The following is an 18,573-nucleotide window of genomic DNA, read 5'->3' as shown; positions in this document are numbered from 1 at the left end:
CTTTGTAGGAATTCGCTTGGCCAGAGGGCCTGCATATCCTGTTCCGCTGCCCAGATTCGAACCCGAAGAACCTCCGACCCCATCACCCACACCCCCCACTCCCGACCCATCCGGTGAACCCACCCCACCGGGTCCCGGCCCATCCGGTGAACCCCCGCCGCCGAGTCCCGGCCCATCCGGCGAACCCACACCACCAGGCCCCGGACCAACCGGCGAACCCACACCACCAGGCCCCGGACCAACCGGCGAACCCACACCACCAGGGCAGCCCGGGGATCCCGATCCGGACCCCGATCCCGATCCGGACCCCGATCCCGATCCGGACCCCGATCCCGATCCGGACCCGGACCCCGATCCGGACCCCGATCCGACGGGTGGCGCCGGCGACCCGACACCGAACCGTCCCACGAGGCAACCGGGCAATGATGCCTCAGAGCCAACCGAAGAACCCACGAGTCCCCCGTCGCCCTCGGCAACGCAGTCGCCGTCCAATTCACCAACCCCCACCCCCACGGCTTCGAACAACCCCGCCGCTCCCAGTCCCTCGCCCAGCCGACTCTGGGGACGTGAGACCAGCGGGCGCGGAGGCTCCACGGCGGGTCCACAGCCGGAGAACTCCACCCCGTGGGCGGCATTCGCGGCAGTCGTGGCTGGGCTGGTGCTGCTGGGCGGGCTCGGTTCGGGCTTCGCGAGTAGCCTGCACGAACCCCCGGGCTCTGACTGGGAGGACGAATGAAACACCGGATCGCCTCCGTCCTGACGGCAACGGCCCTCACCCTTCTCGCCCCCGTGGCGCCGGCCCGCGCCGAACCACCCGCCCAGGCGAGTGCGCTCTGCGCCGGAGCCCCCAACGGTTGCTCCATCCAGGCCCGCGGCTGGCTGCGGGAAGGAGCCACCACGGAGGTCACGGTGATCGGCAACCCACATGTCCGGGTGCAGCTGATGGTCTACGAAGCCGCGGTTGCCAACGGGCAGCTGACCGCCCTCGAACCAGTCAGCAGAAACGCCGAGGTGTTCACCAACGCCTCCGGGGTGGCGCACGCCAATGTGACCATTCCTGCACGCACAACAGGCTCTTCGGTGGGGTGGGCCCTCCTCAGCGTCGGGGGTTTGACCGGCACCGACGTCTCCACGACGGTGGGGCAGTTCATGCCTTACGGAGCCCGGGTCCCAACCCTGCTCGGCGATGGGTTCGCCGCGGCCGGCAAACCTGTGGGACAGACTGTCGAGATGCAACTGGTGGGGGCGGTACCAGGAACCGGTTTCGCCGTCGACTACGCCGACGAGGCGGGCAATTGGAAGGAGATCACCGCCGACGGCGGCACGACGGCAACCTCCCCGGATCAGATCAGCACCGTCCACTACACGGTGCCGCGGGGTCTGCTCATCAAGGCCTACAAGTTCCGGCTGCGCAACATCTCGGACTCCGCCACCTCGCCTCTGTGGCTCGGCACCCCCCACCAGGACGGTATCCCCGAAACCCGCACCTCCCTGTTCGTGCCGCCTCCTGTGGGGCAGGCACTGACAGGCACCTTCCTGAACAGCGCACATCCGGAACAGGCCATCACCTGGGCGGCCTGGGGACTCGGCGGTGTGACCCTGGCTTGGGTGGCCGGTTCTCTGCTGTTCCGGATTTCACGTCGTCCCCGATGGGAGACGGCGTGACCGAGGGGCATCCGATCGTGTGGTTGTGGACGGTATTGACTGTAACCGTCGTGGCGCTGAACACCGCCGACTTGATTTCCCTGACAATCCTGGCCGTGTGCTTGGTGGTGACAGGGTTGCTGGCAGGAGGACCGCGACGCGCCAGCCTGACAGCCGCCCTCGGGCTCGCCCTGGCCAGTTCTCTGTGGTGGGTGTTGGCCACGCTCGCCCTTCCATCCGGCGGCGGCCAAGTCATCGCCCGGCTGCCGCAGTACTCCCCCGGCCCGGGAGTGATCTTCGGCGGCAACCTCACCTTGGAGGGAGTCATGACCGGGCTCCGGCATGCGTTGTGTGCGGTTGTGGTGCTCCTGGTCCTGGGCGTGGCGGGCCAGGTGGTCAGTTCCCGGGGCTGGCTCTCGCTGGCACGCGCCGTTCTGGGACCGGCGGCCCCCGTCATCGCGCCGCTGTGCTGCCTCGGGGAGGCCTGCTCCGAAAGGATGGCGGCTGAGCGCGCGGACCGACGCCGTGGCGTCCCCCGGAACGGTTTTGGAACCCGGTTGGGTTCCTTCCTACGAGCAGTTTCGGCCCTGGCCCGTTGGGGCGGGGATCGCGCCCGACCCGGTTGGCTTCTGAACTGGCGATCCAATGACTTCCTGCAGCTCCTGGCGCCCGTCGCGCTGACGATTGTCCTGGTGCTGGATCTCCTGATCCGAGACTCAGCCGGCCAGGTCATCACATGGGGGCTGGTGGGGTCAGCCTTGTTGCTGCCCGTCGGGGTGATGCGTCGTGCTTGAGATCAACAACCTGACCATCGAGCTGCCCCGGCGCGGCCGGGTGCTCGACCACGTGAACCTCACCGCCGTCCCCGGCCAGGTGACGGCGGTCGTGGGTCGCAGCGGCTCAGGGGCCACGACGCTGCTGCGCTGCCTGGCCCGGGCCCTGCCCGCAGGGACGCAGGGCCTGGGCCGGTTGCTCTGGCGGGGGCGCGACCTGTCCGCCCACGACACCCGCGGCCTGCTCGTGGTCGCGGACTGGGCCATCACCCCGGTGACGGTTGCCGTTCACCTGCGTTCCCTGACCTCCAAGGTGCTCGACACCGCGCAGCGGCTCGGCCTGGCCGAGGTTCTGGGGCAGCGCCTGTCGCAGCTTCCCGCGGACCTGCTGGCCAGGATCCATCTGGCCTCCCTGGCGCTGGCTCCCGCAGCCGGTTTGGTGCTCGTGGACTCGGTGTCGACCGCCGCCACCGGGGATGACAGACAAGCCATCGCCTCCGCGTTGCGGCGCCGCGCCGAGGCCGGGGCCGTGGTGCTCTGGGCGGATCACGACCTCGACTCCGTCTGGGAGCACGCCGACCGGCTCGTGGAACTGGACGACGGCCTGGTCCACCACGACGGCTCCCCCGAGGACTGGTTTCCGCATCGTCTCCCCGAGCCCACCCTCCTGGCCCTGGCGCGAACCCTCGGGTTTCCCCCGGGACGATGTCGAGATGTGGCTGGGGCAGCTGAATTCTTCCACCGGCAGGGTTGCCGACCAGCTCCACTGCCCACCGGACGCGAGCCCCGCCGGGGCGACGCCGTGCCGGTGGCTTCCAAGGCCTTGGGTTTGCAGGGTGAGGACCTGACCCTGGGTGGCCGGGAATGCGTCGGGCTGGTCGACCGGGCGGGACGCTCCGAGCCCTTGGCCCGGGCCTTGGCGCGGCAGCTGCGGGGCGCCGCGCTGGTCACGGGACACCTGCCGGTGGAAGCCACCCCTCGCCGAATTTCCCGGGCCTGGGAGCGGCGCCACGCCCTACCCGATGGTTCAGTGCTGGAAACCGCGCCCTCACTCAGACCGGATCAACCACTGGTCTCGCACGGCTCCGGTGACCTCGCCAAGCTGCGCGCCGCCCTCGCGGCGGGGCCCGAGTGCCCGCTGTGGCTGCCTCATCCGCAGGCCGGGCTGGACGCCCACGACGCCCGGCGATTGGCCGCCGAACTCCGTTCGGGCCCTCCCGGACCGCGTTTGGTAACCAGCCGGGACGTCGAGTTCCTGGTGCGGGCCTGTCACCGCATTCTCGTCGTCGAGGCCGGGAAGGTGGTGGCCTTCGGCACCCCGAACGCGGTGGCAGCGGTCCTTCCGGATCCACCGCTGGTGTCCCAAACCGTTGGATCGCCCCGTCATGTGCGGCTGACCGAGGTTCTGGAGGCGGCACCATGAGGCGGATCCGTTGCGGCACCAACCCCGGCGCGGTTTCCAAGGCCATCACCTGGGTGATCGTCGCTCTGGGGCTGGGCTGGCTGACCTGGCCGATCTGGGGTTCCCTGACCGCTCCGGACCGCGAAACCGTTGCCGCTGAGACCCCCGCGCTGCTGTTCGCCCTGGCCGGGCTGGTCGTGCTGCTGGCGTGGGGTGTGTGGCATGACTGCGGATACCATGCCCCGGCCCTGGCGCCTGTCACGCTGTTGGTGGTCGTCGACAGCGCCGTGCGCTTGTTGCTCTCCCCGGGAAGTTCCGGTGTGGAACCAACATTTGCTCTCCCGCTCCTGGCGGGAGCAACCCTGGGAGGCCCAGCGGGGTTCCTCACCGGGGCACTCGCCGCGATGACCTCATCCATACCGCTCGGCCTGGTGCAGCCTCCACTGGTGGGTCAGACCCTCGTGTGGGGGCTGTGGGGGCTGGCCGGGGGCGGATTACGGTCGTTGAGGACCCGTACCGCGTGGTTCGTGGGCATCCTGGCCTGTCTGCCGCTCGGTATCGTTTCGGGTCTGCTGCTGAACCTCATCGGCTGGACCGGGGAGACCGCCGCCACGACAGGGGCTTTTCTCCCCGGGCTGCCGCCACTGGCCTCCGCCACGAGGCTCTGGGAATACACCTGGGCCACGTCCTTTGCCTACGACGCCAGCCGCGCCATCACCAATGCGGCCCTGCTGCTCCTGGTCGGCCTCCCGCTGCTGCACGGCATGCGGGCCGCGTGGGGTGTTGCTCCCGGCCCCACCGACCAGCCGGCGCGCAATCTGCGCGTGAGCTCCGCCGCCCGGGAGCGGCGCGCCCGCAGCAGCACCCTGAACCAGCTCTGGAACCTCGATGAAGGAGGCACCGAATGACCATCCCCACTCTCGACCCCGCTGAGTTGGCCTGGGCCACGACCAAGTTGAACGACCTGATCGCAGGGTTCGACGCGGTCGTCGTCGGGCAGCCCCGGTTGCGTACCGCGCTGCTCACGACCCTTCTCGCCCGCGGTCACGTACTGTTGGAATCCGTACCGGGTCTGGCCAAAACCTTGGCCGCCAGCACCCTGGCCCGCGCGGTGGCCGGTAGTTTCGCCCGCATCCAGTGCACCCCCGACCTGCTTCCGAGCGACATCATCGGCACCGAGGTTTTCGATCCCGCGACCACCCGTTTCCGCACCGAACTCGGACCGGTTCACTCCAATTTCGTTCTGCTCGACGAGATCAACCGCTCAAGCGCGAAGACGCAGTCGGCGATGCTGGAGGCCATGCAGGAACGACAGACCTCCATAGGGGGCGTCACGCACACGCTGCCGGATCCGTTCCTGGTGCTGGCCACCCAGAACCCCATCGAGGAGGAGGGCACCTATGTGCTGCCCCAGGCCCAGATGGACCGATTCCTGCTGAAAGAGGTCATCGACTACCCCACCGCCGAGGCCGAGCTGGAAGTGTTGAACCGGGTGGAGTCGGGAGTTTTCGACGTCACCGGACCTGCGATCGCCTCCATCAACGACGTGCTTCGCCTGCAACGCATCTGCGCCTCCGTACATGTCGACGAAACCCTGAAGCGCTACATGGTGGAGCTGGTGAACGTGACGCGCCGCCCCAGCTCCTACCTGGACGGGGATCAGGCACGCTGGATCGAGTTCGGCGCCAGCCCCCGCGCCTCCATCGCATTCATGCAGGTGGCCCGCGCCGCCGCCCTGCTGGCTGGGCGTGGCCACGCCCTGCCCGACGACATCGTCGGAATGCGTCACGCGGTGCTGAGGCACCGGTTGGTGCTGACCTTCGAGGCCGTCGCGGAACGAGTCAGCGTCGAAAACCTGATCGACGCGGTGTTCAAGGCGGTGCCCACTCCCTGATGGCTCTGCTGACCCGCTACCGGAACCAGGTTTCCCTCGCGCTGCGCCGCCCCATCGTGGGGCTCTTCGACGGCGTCCACCAAGCGGTGAACGCCGGGCGCAGCCTGGACTTCAACGACCTGCGCGAATACGTACGTGGCGACGATGTCGCGGACATCGACTGGAAGGCCTCCGCCCGCAACGGTGAACTGCTGGTGAAGCGACACGTTGCGGAACGGCGGGCGACGCTGCTGCTGGCTGTCGCAACGGGCCGGGACCTGGCAGGCATGGCCTCTCCCCGCGAATCGAAGCTGCGGGTGGCGATCGGCGTGGCAGCCACCCTGGGCAGCCTGGCGGTGGCCCACGGTGACTACGTCGGACTACTGCGCAGCTCGGGTCCCAAGGTGCACCTGACCCGCCCCTCGACCCGCCCGGTCGCATTGGAACGAATGCTGGGTGAGATCGTGCGCACGGTCTCACCTCACTCCCCTGAAGCCGATCTGGACCGGCTGCTGGAGGTCACGGCCGGATCCATCCGGCGCCGTGGAATGGTGGCGGTGATCTGCGGGGACATCGACATCGATCCGTCGCTGGAGGCGAGACTGCGTCGCCTGAGCCGCCAGCACGACGTGTTGTTGATCAGCATCGGCGACCTCGACCCGACCGTTCCCGCCCTGAACGGGCGCATGGTTCTCGGCCTCGACGACAGGCGCATCCTGCCGGAGGAACTGCGTCGGGATCCGGAACTGGCCACGCAGCTGCGCGCGGAACGACAGGCCCGGCTCGAGCGGCGATCCTCGGTGCTGACGGGGCTTCGCATCTCGCAGCTCTCCTTGGAGAGCGATGAGAACGTGGTGCCGCGGGTACTCGATCTGGTCAGGAGGCATAGTCGTGCCCGGTGAACTTCTGGAGTTGCAACCCCCCGTCGCTCTTGCCTGGTGGTGGTGGCTCGTCGTCGCGGGCCTCGTTCTGGTGGCGGCTGCGCTGGGTTTCCTCGCCTTCCGGCTGCGGCCGACCCCCCGCATCGCGGCTGCTCCCGACGACTCGCTGGCCGAGGTACGTTCCCAGGCGCTGGAGGCCATCTCATCGGCCCTGGAGGCCCCGGCACCTCATTTGGCCTGCCAGCGGGTGGTTGCCGCTGTGAAGGGTTTCATCGGAACCGTCACGGACGGGGACACCGACTATTCCAGCCTCGCCCAGCTCAACTGGGCGGCCCGTCGTGACCCACGCCTGGAACGAGTCGCGGCCTTCGTGGCCGGAACCCAGGCCGCCTGCTTCGACCCGGCGGTCTCGCCGGACGCCGAATCCGTTGCGGAACAGGGCCGGGAGGTGATCCTGACATGGCGTTGATGTTGCCCTGGGCCGGGCTGGTGGTGGCGGTGGCGGGGATTGCGCTGCTCGTCGCTGCCAGGTGGTGGCCGCTCCGGCTCCGCCGCAGGGGAAAGGCGGTGCCGTTCGCGGCCGCCCAGAGATTCCGGGCCCTGCCGCGTTTCCGACAGCTCGCCAAGCAGCAGCTGCGCTGGCTGCTGTTGGAGACGATCTCCATGGTTCTCGCGGTGGCGGGGATCGCGATGCTGATTGCGCGCCCCGTCGAGGCCCGTTCCTGGGCCTCGGCCAAGGGCAATCGGGACATCATGCTGTGCCTTGACGTTTCGGGGTCCATGGCCGGGGTGGACAAGAATGTGTTGCGGGCCTTCTCGCAGCTGGCGGGACAGCTGGAGGGGGAACGCATCGGGTTGATGATGTTCGATTCCACCGGGGTGGTGGTCTTTCCGCTGACCGATGACGCCTCCTACATCCAGGAACAGCTGGCCGCCGCCGAGCAGGAAATCGGAGACAACAACACGGTGGTCGGCACCCGGGCCGTCGACACCGGCACTTCACTGATAGCGGACGGGCTGATGGGCTGCCTGGAGCGCTTCGACCACCGGGACCAACGCCGCTCCCGCACCGTTGTCCTGGCCACCGACAACCAGCTCTCGGGTGAGCCGCTGTACAGCCTGGAGGAGTCATTCGCTCGGGCCCGGCGCGATGAGGTCCTGGTTTTCGGGGTGATGCCCGTTGACAATTCCGCATCCGTGACTCAGGAACTCACCCGGGCAACCCGGGAAACGGGCGGCGACACCATGCTGCTCGCCGAGACCGTCGACGTCGCCAGCATCTCCGATGCCGTCGCCAGAACCCAACGAGCGGCCCTGGCGCAACGGAATCGACTGGAGTCCGAGGAGTTCACGTGGCCCTGGGTGGGGTTGGTCCTGGTGGGTCTCGTCGCCGCCGCCACCGCCCGGAATCGGAGGGAACGGAAATGACGATCAACCCGAACTGGCTGCTGCTGGCGGCCTGTGTGGTGGCGGGGATGCTGCTGGTGTGGCTGGACTGGCGCCGGTTGTCCTTGACATCGCTGGGCCGCAGGTTGGGTGTGGTGCTGTTGCTGGCATTGGTGGCCCTGCAACCCCGCCTGTCCGGAAGCGACTCCTCCACTCCCCCGACCGCCGTTGACGTGCTGCTGGTGATCGATAGAACCACTTCAATGGGCGCCACGGACTGGAGCGGCACCCAGCCGAGGTTGACGGGGGTGGCGGAGGACGTGGCCGCACTGGTGGCGACCATGCCAGCGGCACGGTTCTGCGTCGTGGCCATCGACAACGAAGCGCGTGTGGTGACGCCCTGGACCACGGACGGCGCTTCCGTGGAAACCCTGGCCCGCACCATAGGTTGGCGTGAGGAAGGATACGGCACCGGATCGGACATCTCGGTGGGCAACGACCTGATCCACGGTCTGTTGACCAGGACCGCCGCCGAACGCCCCCAGGCCTCGCGCTACCTGGTCTATTTCGGTGACGGCGAGCAGACCGCCGCGAAACCTGCTGCCTCCTTCGAGTCGTTGCGGCCGCTGCTGACTGACTCCCTGGTGCTGGGCTACGGAACCGATGCGGGGGCGACCATGGCCATCAGGCCCGGGACCGACGAACTGGTGAAACGGGACGGCGTCGCGCAGCGTTCCCGGCTGGACGAGGCCGCGCTGCGCCGGATGGCGGGTGAACTGGGCGGCACCTATGAGCACCGGACCTCCCCGGGCGGGCTGACATTCTGGCCTACGACGGGCGCAGGTCTGGGAGACGTGAGCGGACCTGCGACGGGCCTGCCACCCGGCTGGTGGCCGGGTCTGGGGGCCGCCGCCTTGTTGCTGGCGGACCTGTCCCTGACCGCGCGCGGGGCGGCCCGGATGCGTTCGGAGCTCCGGCCATGAGCCGGCGCGGCTGGGCGGTGACTGCGCTCTTGGCGACGGTTGTCGCGCTGACGGCGGCGGGACTCCTGGCGGCGCAGTTGCTGCTCGTCACCACCGGGTTGCGGCATTGGGAATCGGACCGGCCGGATGAGGCCGAGAATGCCTGGTCACAAGCAGATGCGGTGTCCGTGCTCAACCGCTGGATACCGCTGTTCAACCGTGGAACCGCCCGATATTCCCTGGCCCGTTGGGACGCCGCGGCAGAGGACTTCGAGGCCGCCGCCCGGATAGCTCCTGAGGATGCACAGTGCCAGATCCGCCTGAACTGGTCGCTGGCATTGGAAGCGGGTGGCGACGGGCTGCGCGAGAATGACCCGGCCTCTGCCCTGGCCCGCTATCAGGAAGCGCAACTCGTGCTCGCACAGACCTCCTGCCCGGACGCCCCGGCCGCCAATGGCCAAGGGTCGCTCTCGGAACAGCAGAACGATTCCCAAAGCCGTCTCGATGGCAAGCGGAACGCGTCTCCGGCGCAGCAGCCCACCCCGCAGGAAACCGACCCCGATTCCCGCAGCAAGCGTCTCGAGGCCCGGGAGAAGCAGGCCGCGGAGCAGCGGGCCCGCGCCGGGGAGAGCGGCTCCCCCACCCCTGCGGGGAAGGACGAGAAGACCTGGTAGCCCAGCCCTGGGATCTTCAAGGGTGGGGTCCCCATCGATCTTTGCGGGAGATGTGTTAGGGTGCTCGCGACAGCGAGATCGGGGGAATCCGGTGTGACTCCGGAACTGACCCGCAACCGTGAGGGAACGTGACGTCCCGCAGTCGGAGTGCCCGCTCACAGTCGAAGCGAAATTCACCGTCGTGGACTGCGGTGAATCGGTCACCGATGTTGGGACCGGGCTCCGCAGCCCAGAAGTCGAGGACAACATCGTGACACGCACGCGTAGATTCCTGACGGCCCTGCTGGCCATGTTCCTGGCCATCGCCGCCGTCACGATGCAACCAGCCCGGGCGGATGACAGCAATGCGGCCAGCGTCAAGGCCGCCGCCGACTGGATCGCCAGCACTTGGAAAAACACCCCGGAAGAGTTCGTCGATGCGAGCTACGGGATCATAGCTCTCAGCGCCGCCGGGGCCCATCCCGAGACCGTCAAGGATATGCTGGCCAAGCAGCAAAATGATTCCGGCCAAGTCCCCAATCTAGTTGATCTGGCGCTGCTCCTCGTGGCCGCCGATGCGGCGGGGCAGAATCCCCGCACCTTCTTCGGCTGCGAACGCGATCTCGTCGCCGAACTGAAGACAATGATGGATGCTGACCGGGCAAAAGCCACCGAGGACTGGGGACCGTACCTGATCGCCATTGCCCTGTCCCGCTCCGGTGAGCCTGTCCCGGACTGGATCTTCAAGGCCATGACCGACAATCAGCAGGGCGGCTTCGGCCCCAATTCGGATGGCAGTTTCACTGCCGAACCCGAATACACGGGCCTGGGTATTTCCGCCATGAACTTGGTGTCGAAGAACTCGGCCAACTCGCAATCAACCCGCGATGCGGCCAAGAAGAGCCTCGCCGACGCCATAGCCTGGGCCAAGGATACCGCCAACCAGAAAACCGATGAGGACGGTAATCACTACTGGAGCAACTCCGAGGATAGTCCAATAGATTCAACCGGAATCTTGTCAAGTGCCTTGGCGGAGGTCGGCGAGAACATTGATTCCCCCGTCGCCTACCTCAAGTCCCAGCAGGCAAAGACCGGGGTCGGCGCCTGGCCCATTGAACACGATGGCACCCAAGCCGACGCGGGGGCGACAGCTTGGGCCATCTTGGCTCCCGCGGGCAAAGGTTTGGGCACTGTCCGCAGCACCCAGGTGCCGGAACTCCAACACTGCAATGATCCCAGCCCCACACCGACACCCACGCCGACACCCACACCGACACCCACGCCGCCCCCCATTGATGACAGCAATGCGGCCAGCGTCAAGGCCGCCGCCGATTGGATCGCCGACACCTGGAGGAATTCTCCGAGCAGCTTCTCCGGCGCCGGCTCCGTGGCAGACGGGATCATCGCCCTCAGCGCCGCAAACGCCCATCCCGACGTGGTGAAATCCATGATCACCAAGCTTCAGGAAATCGGCCCCAAGTACGTCGAGGGCAATCCTGCTGGCCTGGCCAAGATCATCATGACCGCCGATGCGGCGGGGCAGAATCCCCGCACCTTCTTCGGCTGTGAACGCGATCTCGTCGCCGAACTGAAGACAGCGATGGACGCCGACCACGCAAAAGCATCCGAGTACTGGGCTCCCTACCTGATCGCCATCGCCCTGTCCCGCGCACAGGAACCCGTACCGGACTGGATCCTCAAGGCCATGACCGACAATCAGCAGGGCGGATTCGGCTACCATTCGGACGGCGCTTTCATCGCTGACCCCGACACCACCGGCATCGGCATTTCCGCCATGAACCTGGTGTCGAAGAACTCGGCCAACTCGCAATCGACCCGCGATGCGGCCAAGAAGAGCCTCGCTGATGCCGTGGCCTGGGCCCAGGATTCCGCCAACCAGAAGACCGACACGGCTGGCAACCATTACTGGGCTGGCTTCTCTTCAACCAGTTCGACCGGCATTGTGGCGAGTGCTTTGGCAGAGGCCGGCGAGAACATTGAATCTCACGCCGCCTACCTCAAGTCCCAGCAGGCAAAGACCGGAGTTGGCGCCTGGCCCTCCAAGCACGATGAAACTGACGCCTCCCTGTTGGCCACCGTTCAAGCCATCATGGGGCCCGCGGGCAAGGGCTATGGAACCATCCGCAGCACCCAGGTGCCCGAACTCCAACACTGCAGTGATCCAACCCCGACACCCACACCGACACCGACACCCACACCGACACCCACACCCACACCGACACCCACACCGACACCGACACCCACACCCACACCCACACCGACACCCACACCGACACCCACACCCACACCGACACCCACACCCACACCGACACCCACACCGACACCCACACCCACACCGACACCGACACCCACACCGACACCCACGCCCACACCTTCCCAGGACACCAGCTATGCCGGGCCCTGCAAGGACAACGAGGGCGTCACCGTGGTCATCGACTTCCAGAAGCTCGGCGGCGAGCCACAGGTCCGCTGCGCCACCGGCACCGTGAAGACCGGTATCGAGGCCATCCGCGGCGCCGGATTCACCATGGAAGGCGTGCAGCGCTGGGGCGACTCCTTCGTCTGCCGACTGCAGGGACGCCCCGCCCCCGACGAAGTCATTCCGATAGAAGGAAAACCGGGCTACACCGAGAAGTGCATCGACATCCCGCCCGCGGGCGGCTACTGGTCTTACTGGCATTCCAGCGACCAAGGCAAAACCTGGACATACTCGAGCGCCGGCGCGTCGTCCTACAAACCTTCGCAGGGCGAATGGGAGGGCTGGTCCTATTCCTTGAATGCCACCAGCACCACCAATCCGGAGCCACGAACCCAGCTGACTCTCGAAACCTGGTGCAAGACGCTGCCGGATCCGGCTCAGCGCCCCGAGTGCAAGTCCTTCATCCCAACCCCCACGCCCACACCAACCCCCACGGTTACACCCACGGGACATCCTTCCACCAAGACCCTGGCCCCCACCGGCAGGTCAACATCCAAAACCCCTACCACCAACAAAACCCCCGTCCAGCCCGGCCTGCCGAAGACCGGCGGGTGACCGGTTGATGGAAACCTGGGTGGGGCACGCCTTGACCGGGCGCGCCCCACACCATGTTTTAGAAACCCCTTTCGGGAAAACCGGGAACCCCGGGAAGATACAGCAACCAGCGATGAACGCGGCCCGGAAAGTTTTCTCACACAGACACACGGTCCGGTGAAACTTTTCACAGGAAGACAAGCATGATCGGACACGCCCCCATTCGACAAAACCCCTCGCAAATCCACAATTGCAGGTAATCGCAAACCATTCCCGGGATGGTTAACTTTCGGCAGGACTTCGGAAAAGCCTCCAAGAAATCATCGGCTTTCCCCAGCCGCGAACCCAAAATCCAAACATTACCCGGATTCTCATCAATGACAATCAGGGAGTCAATGAAAACAGCGAGGCTCGCACGAAGCCAGCACATGATCGATTCGAGCGGCGGCAGCACCCCACGAACACAGTCCAGCAAAACAAATTCAAAGTTTCACACGGAAATCCCTCTTCAATCCAAGCCGACCCAGGCGTTCAGCATTCAAGTCAGTTCACCGTCGCGGATGATCGCCCACGGATCCCGGGAGCGGCATTCGCGGCCCATCCTTTTGAGGAGAAACATCATGACACTCACTCGTAGATTCCTGACAGCCCTGCTGGCCATGCTCCTGGCCGTCACCACCGTCACCACGCTGCCCGCTCGGGCGGATGACAGCAATGCGGCCAGCGTCAAGGCAGCCGCCGATTGGATCGCCGACACCTGGAGGAATTCTCCGAACAGCTTCTCCGGCGCCGGCTCCGTGGCAGACGGGATCATCGCTCTCAGCGCCGCAAACGCCCACCCCGACGTGGTGAACTCCATGATCACCAAGCTTCAGGAAATCGGCCCCAAGTACGTCGAGGGCAATCCTGCTGGCTTGGCCAAGGTCATCATGACCGCCGATGCGGCCGGACAGAATCCCCGCACCTTCTTCGGCTGTGAACGCGATCTCGTCGCCGAACTGAAAACAATGATGAACGCCGACCACGCAAAAGCATCCGAGTACTGGGCTCCTTACCTGATCGCCATCGCCCTGTCCCGCGCACAGGAACCCGTACCCAGCTGGGTGGTCAAGGCCATGACCGACAATCAGCAGGGCGGATTCGGCTACTACTCGGACGGCACCTTCAACGCCGACCCCGACTACACCGGAATTGGTATTTCCGCCATGAATTTGGTAAAGGGAAGCAATCAGAACAATTCGATCGTGAGAACGAGGGCGATCCGCAGCATGAACAAAGCCATTGCCTGGGCAGAGAATCCCGCAAATCAGAAGACCGATGCCTCCGGAAATCACTACTGGGTAACCGACCCCAGCATTTACTCCTCCGCCAACTCCACCGGCATGGTTGCCAGCGCCCTCGCGGAGACCGGCAGGAACGTCGAATCACCCGTCGCCTATCTCAAATCCCAGCAGTCAAAGACCGGGGTGGGGGCCTGGGCGAGCAAGCACGATGGCACCAGCGCCGACCTGATGGCCACCACCCAGGCCATCATGGCGCCCGCGGGCAAGGGCTACGGAACCATCCGCAGCACCCAGGTGTCCGAACTCCAGCCCTGCGCGCGCTGAGGTGTTCTGACCCCTTGGGTCGATCCAGCACGAGAACCGGTGATTGAACCGGTAGTGCACCGGGTGGGGTGCGCCATGACATCAGGTGCACCCCACCTCTCACTATCCCGGGGGGCCTAGGAAGATGTAGCCATGCGACGTGTCCTCACAGTTTTCCTGGCGTGCCTGGTCCTGCTCGGACCACCGCCGCCCGTCGCAAGGGCGGATGACCCGGCGCCTCTACCGCAGCCGAGCGCTGCGGGTTCCAACGCCATCGGCGCCTGTCTAGCGGCCGGGCAGGTGTGGGTGGTGGTGGTTGACGAAACGGGTCAGGTACACGCCAACCAGTGCGTCGGTACCCCCAGCAGCGGAGAGCAGGCCTTGGCGGATGCGGGGATGCGCCTGGAGTTCGGACGTTCCCGCCTGATCTGCACCATAGACACCCACCCCGCGAGCTGTCCCGGCAGGTTCACGGGCCAGTACTGGCATTATTACCACGCCCTTCCGGGAGGGGGCTGGACCTATTCGCAGCAAGGAGCTGGTTCCCGCAAACCGCCCCCCGGGAGCATCGAGGGCTGGTGCTACAACGCAAGCGACCAGGACAGTTGTTTTCCCCCGGAGCTTCTCATCACCCGCGACGGCGAGGTGATCGTCCCGCCGGGCGTGACCCAGACCGATCTGCTGGATCCTCCGGTGGTCGTCAAGGCCCCGGTCTCCCTGCCCATCGAGATACCTTGGGGTTTGGTCGCCGCAGGGGTGGGGCTGGCCGCGCTGGTGGCGGTGGCATGGTGGCTGCGTTGCCGCCGCCCGGACCCCGGCAGAAGCACGGATCCCGATGAGACCGAGCTGGGGGGTCGCTGATGGGACGGTTGTTGCCGCGCGTGGCGGACCCGGAACCCATCATCCCCGTCGCAACCCCCGACGACCACAGCGTGCATCCCTGGGCCTGGTGGTTGTGGGGCCTGGCAGCGGCGGCCGTCGCCAGCCTCACCGCCCAGTGGCCCGTGCTGCTGCTCACGGGGGCTGCGGTGGTGGTCGTTGTCAAGATGCGACGCCCCAGGGCACGGTTCGGCTTCCATCTGGGTCTGGCCTTCCTCGTGGTGGCCACCCGGTTGTTCTTCCGTATCCTGTTGGGTGGCCCGTCCAGCGGGACGGGGCTGTTCGTTCTTCCCCAGCTGGAGCTGCCGGACTGGGCGGCGGGTATCCAGCTCGGTGGGCCGGTGACCGCTGAGGAACTGCTGGCCGCCGCCACCGACGCCACCCGGCTGGGTGTGATCATCCTTGCCATCGGGGCCGCCAGTCTGCTGGCCGACCCGCGCGCCGCTCTGCGGTCGGTGCCGGCCGCCCTCCACGACCTCTCCACCGCAATCGTGATCACCTGCACGGTGCTGCCGCAGCTGGTGGCCGCGGCGGGTCGGGTGACCCGGGCACGGCGGTTGCGCGGTCACGGTGGCCGAGGACCACGGGCTGCTCTACGGGTGGTGGTCCCGGTGCTGGAGGACGCCGTCGAGGGTTCGCTGACCCTGTCCGCCTCAATGGAGGCACGGGGCTATGGTCGCACCCGGGGGTCGCGCCCCACCGGGAAGGGCACCACATGGGCCCTGTTGGTCTCCCTGCTGGCCCTGACCCTGGGGGTCTGTGCCCTGCTGGGACTTCCGCCCGGAAACGACCGTTGGTTTGGCCTGGCCCCGGAACACTGGCTTTCCGCAACCCTCATGGTCGGTGGTGCAGCAATCGGGTTGCTGTTTCTGGGAAGGGCCGGACGCCAACTGGCCGTGACCCGTTACCGCCCGGTCGGTTGGGGTTCCTCGGGTTGGGTACTGACCGCCGTGGCGCTGGGTTCGGTGGTTGCCTCGGCGCTGCCCGGAGAGCTCGCACCGTTGACCTGCCCCATCCTGGTGGCCATCCCGGTCCTGCTCAAGGAGCGGTCGTGATCCGCGCCACGTGTCTGGGAATCACTCCCCCCGGTGCGGAAACCCCCGTGGTCGTGGATGCCACGTTCGAGATTCCGGAGGGTGACCTGTGTCTGGTGGTCGGTGCCACGGGAACAGGGAAATCGACGCTGCTGCGGGCCCTCAACGGGCTGATTCCCCACGCCATCGGCGGACGGGTGACCGGGCTGCTGAATGTTGCCGGGCTGGATCCGTCGGCTCTTCGCCCCCGTGAACTCGCCGAACACGTCGGCTACGTGGCCCAGCATCCCGCTTCCGGATTCGTCACCGACCGGGTGGAGGACGAGATCGCCTTCGGCATGGAACAGCTGGGTTTGGCCCCATCGGTGATGCGCAAACGGGTGGAGGAGACCCTGGATCTGATGGGGATAGCGGATCTGCGGCGGCGGCCACTGATGGAGCTTTCGGGCGGACAGCAGCAGCGGGTCGCGATCGCCGCGGTGTTGGCCGCCCAGCCGCGACTGCTGCTGCTCGACGAACCAACATCGGCCCTCGACCCGACGGCCGCTCAGGATGTGCTGGCTTCCCTCACGACGCTCGTCCACGAGGTGGGGCTGACCGTCGTGCTGGCGGAGCATCGCTTGGAGCGGGTGATGCAGGTGGCCGATTCCGCGTTGTGGCTGCCGGGGGATTCCCGGGTGGTGGCGGGTCCGGCCGCGGATGTGCTGTCCCGGCTGGAGGAGGGACCTCCGCTGGTCGAATTGGCGCGGCACCTCGGCTGGGAAAGGACGCCGCTGAGCGTGCGCGATGCCCGTCGCAAGCTCGTCACCAAACCCGGGATTCCCGATGCCCCCCTGTTGACGGAGGCGCTTTCGTGGGCTCCCCGCGAGACCGTGGCCACCGTCGAGAGGCTGCAGGTGCGTTACGGGGAGGTCGCGGCCGTCTCGGACGTTTCCCTGGAGTTCGGGGCCGGGGAGGCGGTGACGGTGCTGGGCCGCAACGGTTCCGGGAAGTCATCGCTGCTGTGGGCCATCCAAGGGGCGGTACCCAGTTCGGGACGCATCGACGTGGCCGGGGAGGATCCGCGGCGCGTATCGGATGCCCGTGCCCGAGAGCTGGTGAGCCTCGTGCCGCAGTCACCCGCCGATCTGCTGTATCTGCCAACCGTGGCGGCGGAATGCGCCCAGGCGGATGAGGAGTCGGATGTGTCCGTCGGGACCACCGCCTCCCTGCTCACCGGGTTGGGTGTGGAACTGCCGATGGACCGCAATCCGCGTGACCTTTCCGAGGGGCAACGGCTGGCCCTGGTGCTGGCGATACAGCTCGCCGCACGTCCCCGGGTGATCTGCCTGGACGAGCCGACCCGGGGCCTCGATTACGCCATGAAACACAGACTCGCCCGCATCATCAAGGAACTCACCGGCTCCGGGATCGCCGTGGTGGTGGCGACCCATGACGTGGAGTTCGCGGCCACCACTTCGCAGCGCAGCATCGTGCTGGCCGAGGGACAGGTGATTGCCGACGGACCAACACGACTGGTGTGCTGTTCCTCGCCTGCCGTCGCACCGCAGCTGGCGAAGGTGTTTCACCCCGCCGACGTGGTGGCCGTATCGGATCTACCCGGGGGGTACCGGGGATGACCCGCTGGCGAACCCGGGCAGCCCTGGCGCTGGTGGCCGTACTGGCCTTGTCGGTGTTCTGCTGGCCCCTGCTGGTGGCTCCCGGAGCCGGGATGACCCAGGCCTCCCAGGGGCCGCTGCTGTTCGCTTTGCTGCTTCCGCTGGTGCTCGCACTGGTGGTTTCCGAGTTGTCGTCAAAGGGTTTGTCCCCGCAGACCTTGGCGATGCTGGGAGTGCTGTCGGCACTGGGCTGTCTGGCTCGTCCCCTGGGCGCCGGAACCGCGGGCCTGGAACTGACCTTCGTGCTGATCATTCTGGGGGGGCGCGTCTACGGCACCGGCTTCGGGTTCCTGTTGGGCAACACGACCCTGCTCGCATCGGCCCTGGTGACGGGCGGGGTGGGGCCGTGGCTGCCGTACCAGATGCTCGCCGCGGGATTCGTCGGTCTGGGGGCGGGCCTGCTTCCTCGGCGACCGCGTGGACGCCTGGAGGTGCTGATCGTCTGCTGCTACGGCGGGGTCAGTGCCTTCGCCTACGGCTGGCTGATGGATCTGGCGTTCTGGCCTTTCACGCTCGGACCGGGAACGGAGGCCAGCTATGTTCCAGGCGCTCCGTTGCTGGACAACCTGCATCACTTCGTGGTGTTCAACGTCCTGACCTCCATGGGGTGGAACCTGGGCAGGGCGGTTAGCAACATCGTGGTACTGGCCATCCTCGGCCCCTCGGTGCTGCGCATCCTGCGGCGCGTTGACCGCCGCGGCTGAACGCAGGAACGCCCCCGCGATTCGCGGGGGCGTTCCTGAAGAGCTGAGGATCAGCGCTTGGAGTACTGCGGGGCCTTGCGGGCCTTCTTGAGGCCGGCCTTCTT

The 18,573-nt window shown here is 66.9% G+C and carries 16 protein-coding genes and 1 riboswitch; all 16 genes read left to right on the top strand.

The genetic code is table 11. From position 1 onward, the window contains the following. Positions 1–732: 732 nt before the first annotated feature. The 16 genes from ACO6D6_RS09330 (at position 733) to ACO6D6_RS09255 (ending at position 18,469) form a co-directional block, all read left to right on the top strand. The gene (locus tag ACO6D6_RS09330) at positions 733–1,665 is read left to right on the top strand and encodes a hypothetical protein (RefSeq protein ID WP_484784988.1); all 933 of its coding nucleotides are present in this window, start codon (positions 733–735) and stop codon (positions 1,663–1,665) included. Then, entirely contained in the window at positions 1,662–2,438 is a 777-nt protein-coding gene (locus ACO6D6_RS09325; RefSeq protein ID WP_484784987.1) for a hypothetical protein, read from the top strand. The genes ACO6D6_RS09330 and ACO6D6_RS09325 overlap by 4 nt, the downstream gene beginning before the upstream one ends. After that, complete coding sequence (locus ACO6D6_RS09320) at positions 2,431–3,840, top strand: ATP-binding cassette domain-containing protein (protein WP_484784986.1); 1,410 nt, start codon at positions 2,431–2,433, stop codon at positions 3,838–3,840. Before ACO6D6_RS09325 ends, ACO6D6_RS09320 begins: the two co-directional genes overlap by 8 nt. Continuing rightward, complete coding sequence (locus ACO6D6_RS09315) at positions 3,837–4,727, top strand: hypothetical protein (protein WP_484784985.1); 891 nt, start codon at positions 3,837–3,839, stop codon at positions 4,725–4,727. Before ACO6D6_RS09320 ends, ACO6D6_RS09315 begins: the two co-directional genes overlap by 4 nt. Continuing rightward, complete coding sequence (locus ACO6D6_RS09310) at positions 4,724–5,713, top strand: AAA family ATPase (RefSeq protein ID WP_484784984.1); 990 nt, start codon at positions 4,724–4,726, stop codon at positions 5,711–5,713. The genes ACO6D6_RS09315 and ACO6D6_RS09310 overlap by 4 nt, the downstream gene beginning before the upstream one ends. Continuing rightward, positions 5,713–6,594 (top strand): DUF58 domain-containing protein, encoded by an 882-nt coding sequence (locus tag ACO6D6_RS09305; RefSeq protein WP_126378799.1) that lies wholly within the window; start codon positions 5,713–5,715, stop codon positions 6,592–6,594. The genes ACO6D6_RS09310 and ACO6D6_RS09305 overlap by 1 nt, the downstream gene beginning before the upstream one ends. Next, entirely contained in the window at positions 6,584–7,042 is a 459-nt protein-coding gene (locus ACO6D6_RS09300; protein WP_484784983.1) for a hypothetical protein, read from the top strand. Before ACO6D6_RS09305 ends, ACO6D6_RS09300 begins: the two co-directional genes overlap by 11 nt. Then, positions 7,033–8,001 (top strand): vWA domain-containing protein, encoded by a 969-nt coding sequence (locus ACO6D6_RS09295; RefSeq protein ID WP_126378803.1) that lies wholly within the window; start codon positions 7,033–7,035, stop codon positions 7,999–8,001. Before ACO6D6_RS09300 ends, ACO6D6_RS09295 begins: the two co-directional genes overlap by 10 nt. Further along, positions 7,998–8,942 (top strand): vWA domain-containing protein, encoded by a 945-nt coding sequence (locus tag ACO6D6_RS09290; protein WP_484784982.1) that lies wholly within the window; start codon positions 7,998–8,000, stop codon positions 8,940–8,942. Before ACO6D6_RS09295 ends, ACO6D6_RS09290 begins: the two co-directional genes overlap by 4 nt. After that, positions 8,939–9,595 (top strand): hypothetical protein, encoded by a 657-nt coding sequence (locus tag ACO6D6_RS09285; protein ID WP_484784981.1) that lies wholly within the window; start codon positions 8,939–8,941, stop codon positions 9,593–9,595. Before ACO6D6_RS09290 ends, ACO6D6_RS09285 begins: the two co-directional genes overlap by 4 nt. Before the next feature lie 41 nt (positions 9,596–9,636). After that, positions 9,637–9,768: riboswitch (cobalamin riboswitch) on the top strand. Between the two features lie 77 nt (positions 9,769–9,845). Continuing rightward, positions 9,846–12,629 (top strand): hypothetical protein, encoded by a 2,784-nt coding sequence (locus tag ACO6D6_RS09280; protein WP_484784980.1) that lies wholly within the window; start codon positions 9,846–9,848, stop codon positions 12,627–12,629. Positions 12,630–13,228: 599 nt separating this feature from the next. Then, positions 13,229–14,215 carry a prenyltransferase/squalene oxidase repeat-containing protein gene (locus ACO6D6_RS09275; protein WP_484784979.1) on the top strand — a complete coding sequence of 329 codons (987 nt, stop codon included), beginning with the start codon at positions 13,229–13,231 and terminating at the stop codon, positions 14,213–14,215. A gap of 132 nt (positions 14,216–14,347) precedes the next feature. Then, complete coding sequence (locus tag ACO6D6_RS09270; RefSeq protein ID WP_484784978.1) at positions 14,348–15,055, top strand: hypothetical protein; 708 nt, start codon at positions 14,348–14,350, stop codon at positions 15,053–15,055. Beyond that, positions 15,055–16,128 (top strand): energy-coupling factor transporter transmembrane component T family protein, encoded by a 1,074-nt coding sequence (locus ACO6D6_RS09265; RefSeq protein WP_484784977.1) that lies wholly within the window; start codon positions 15,055–15,057, stop codon positions 16,126–16,128. Before ACO6D6_RS09270 ends, ACO6D6_RS09265 begins: the two co-directional genes overlap by 1 nt. Further along, entirely contained in the window at positions 16,125–17,726 is a 1,602-nt protein-coding gene (locus tag ACO6D6_RS09260; RefSeq protein WP_484784976.1) for an ABC transporter ATP-binding protein, read from the top strand. The genes ACO6D6_RS09265 and ACO6D6_RS09260 overlap by 4 nt, the downstream gene beginning before the upstream one ends. Then, positions 17,696–18,469, top strand: coding sequence for an ECF transporter S component (locus ACO6D6_RS09255; protein ID WP_428839638.1), 774 nt, complete (start codon positions 17,696–17,698; stop codon positions 18,467–18,469). The genes ACO6D6_RS09260 and ACO6D6_RS09255 overlap by 31 nt, the downstream gene beginning before the upstream one ends. Positions 18,470–18,573 lie beyond the last annotated feature (104 nt).

This window comes from Arachnia sp. (assembly GCF_057238465.1).
Note: the sequence above shows the minus strand (reverse complement) of the source record. Positions and strands in the feature narration are given on the sequence as shown.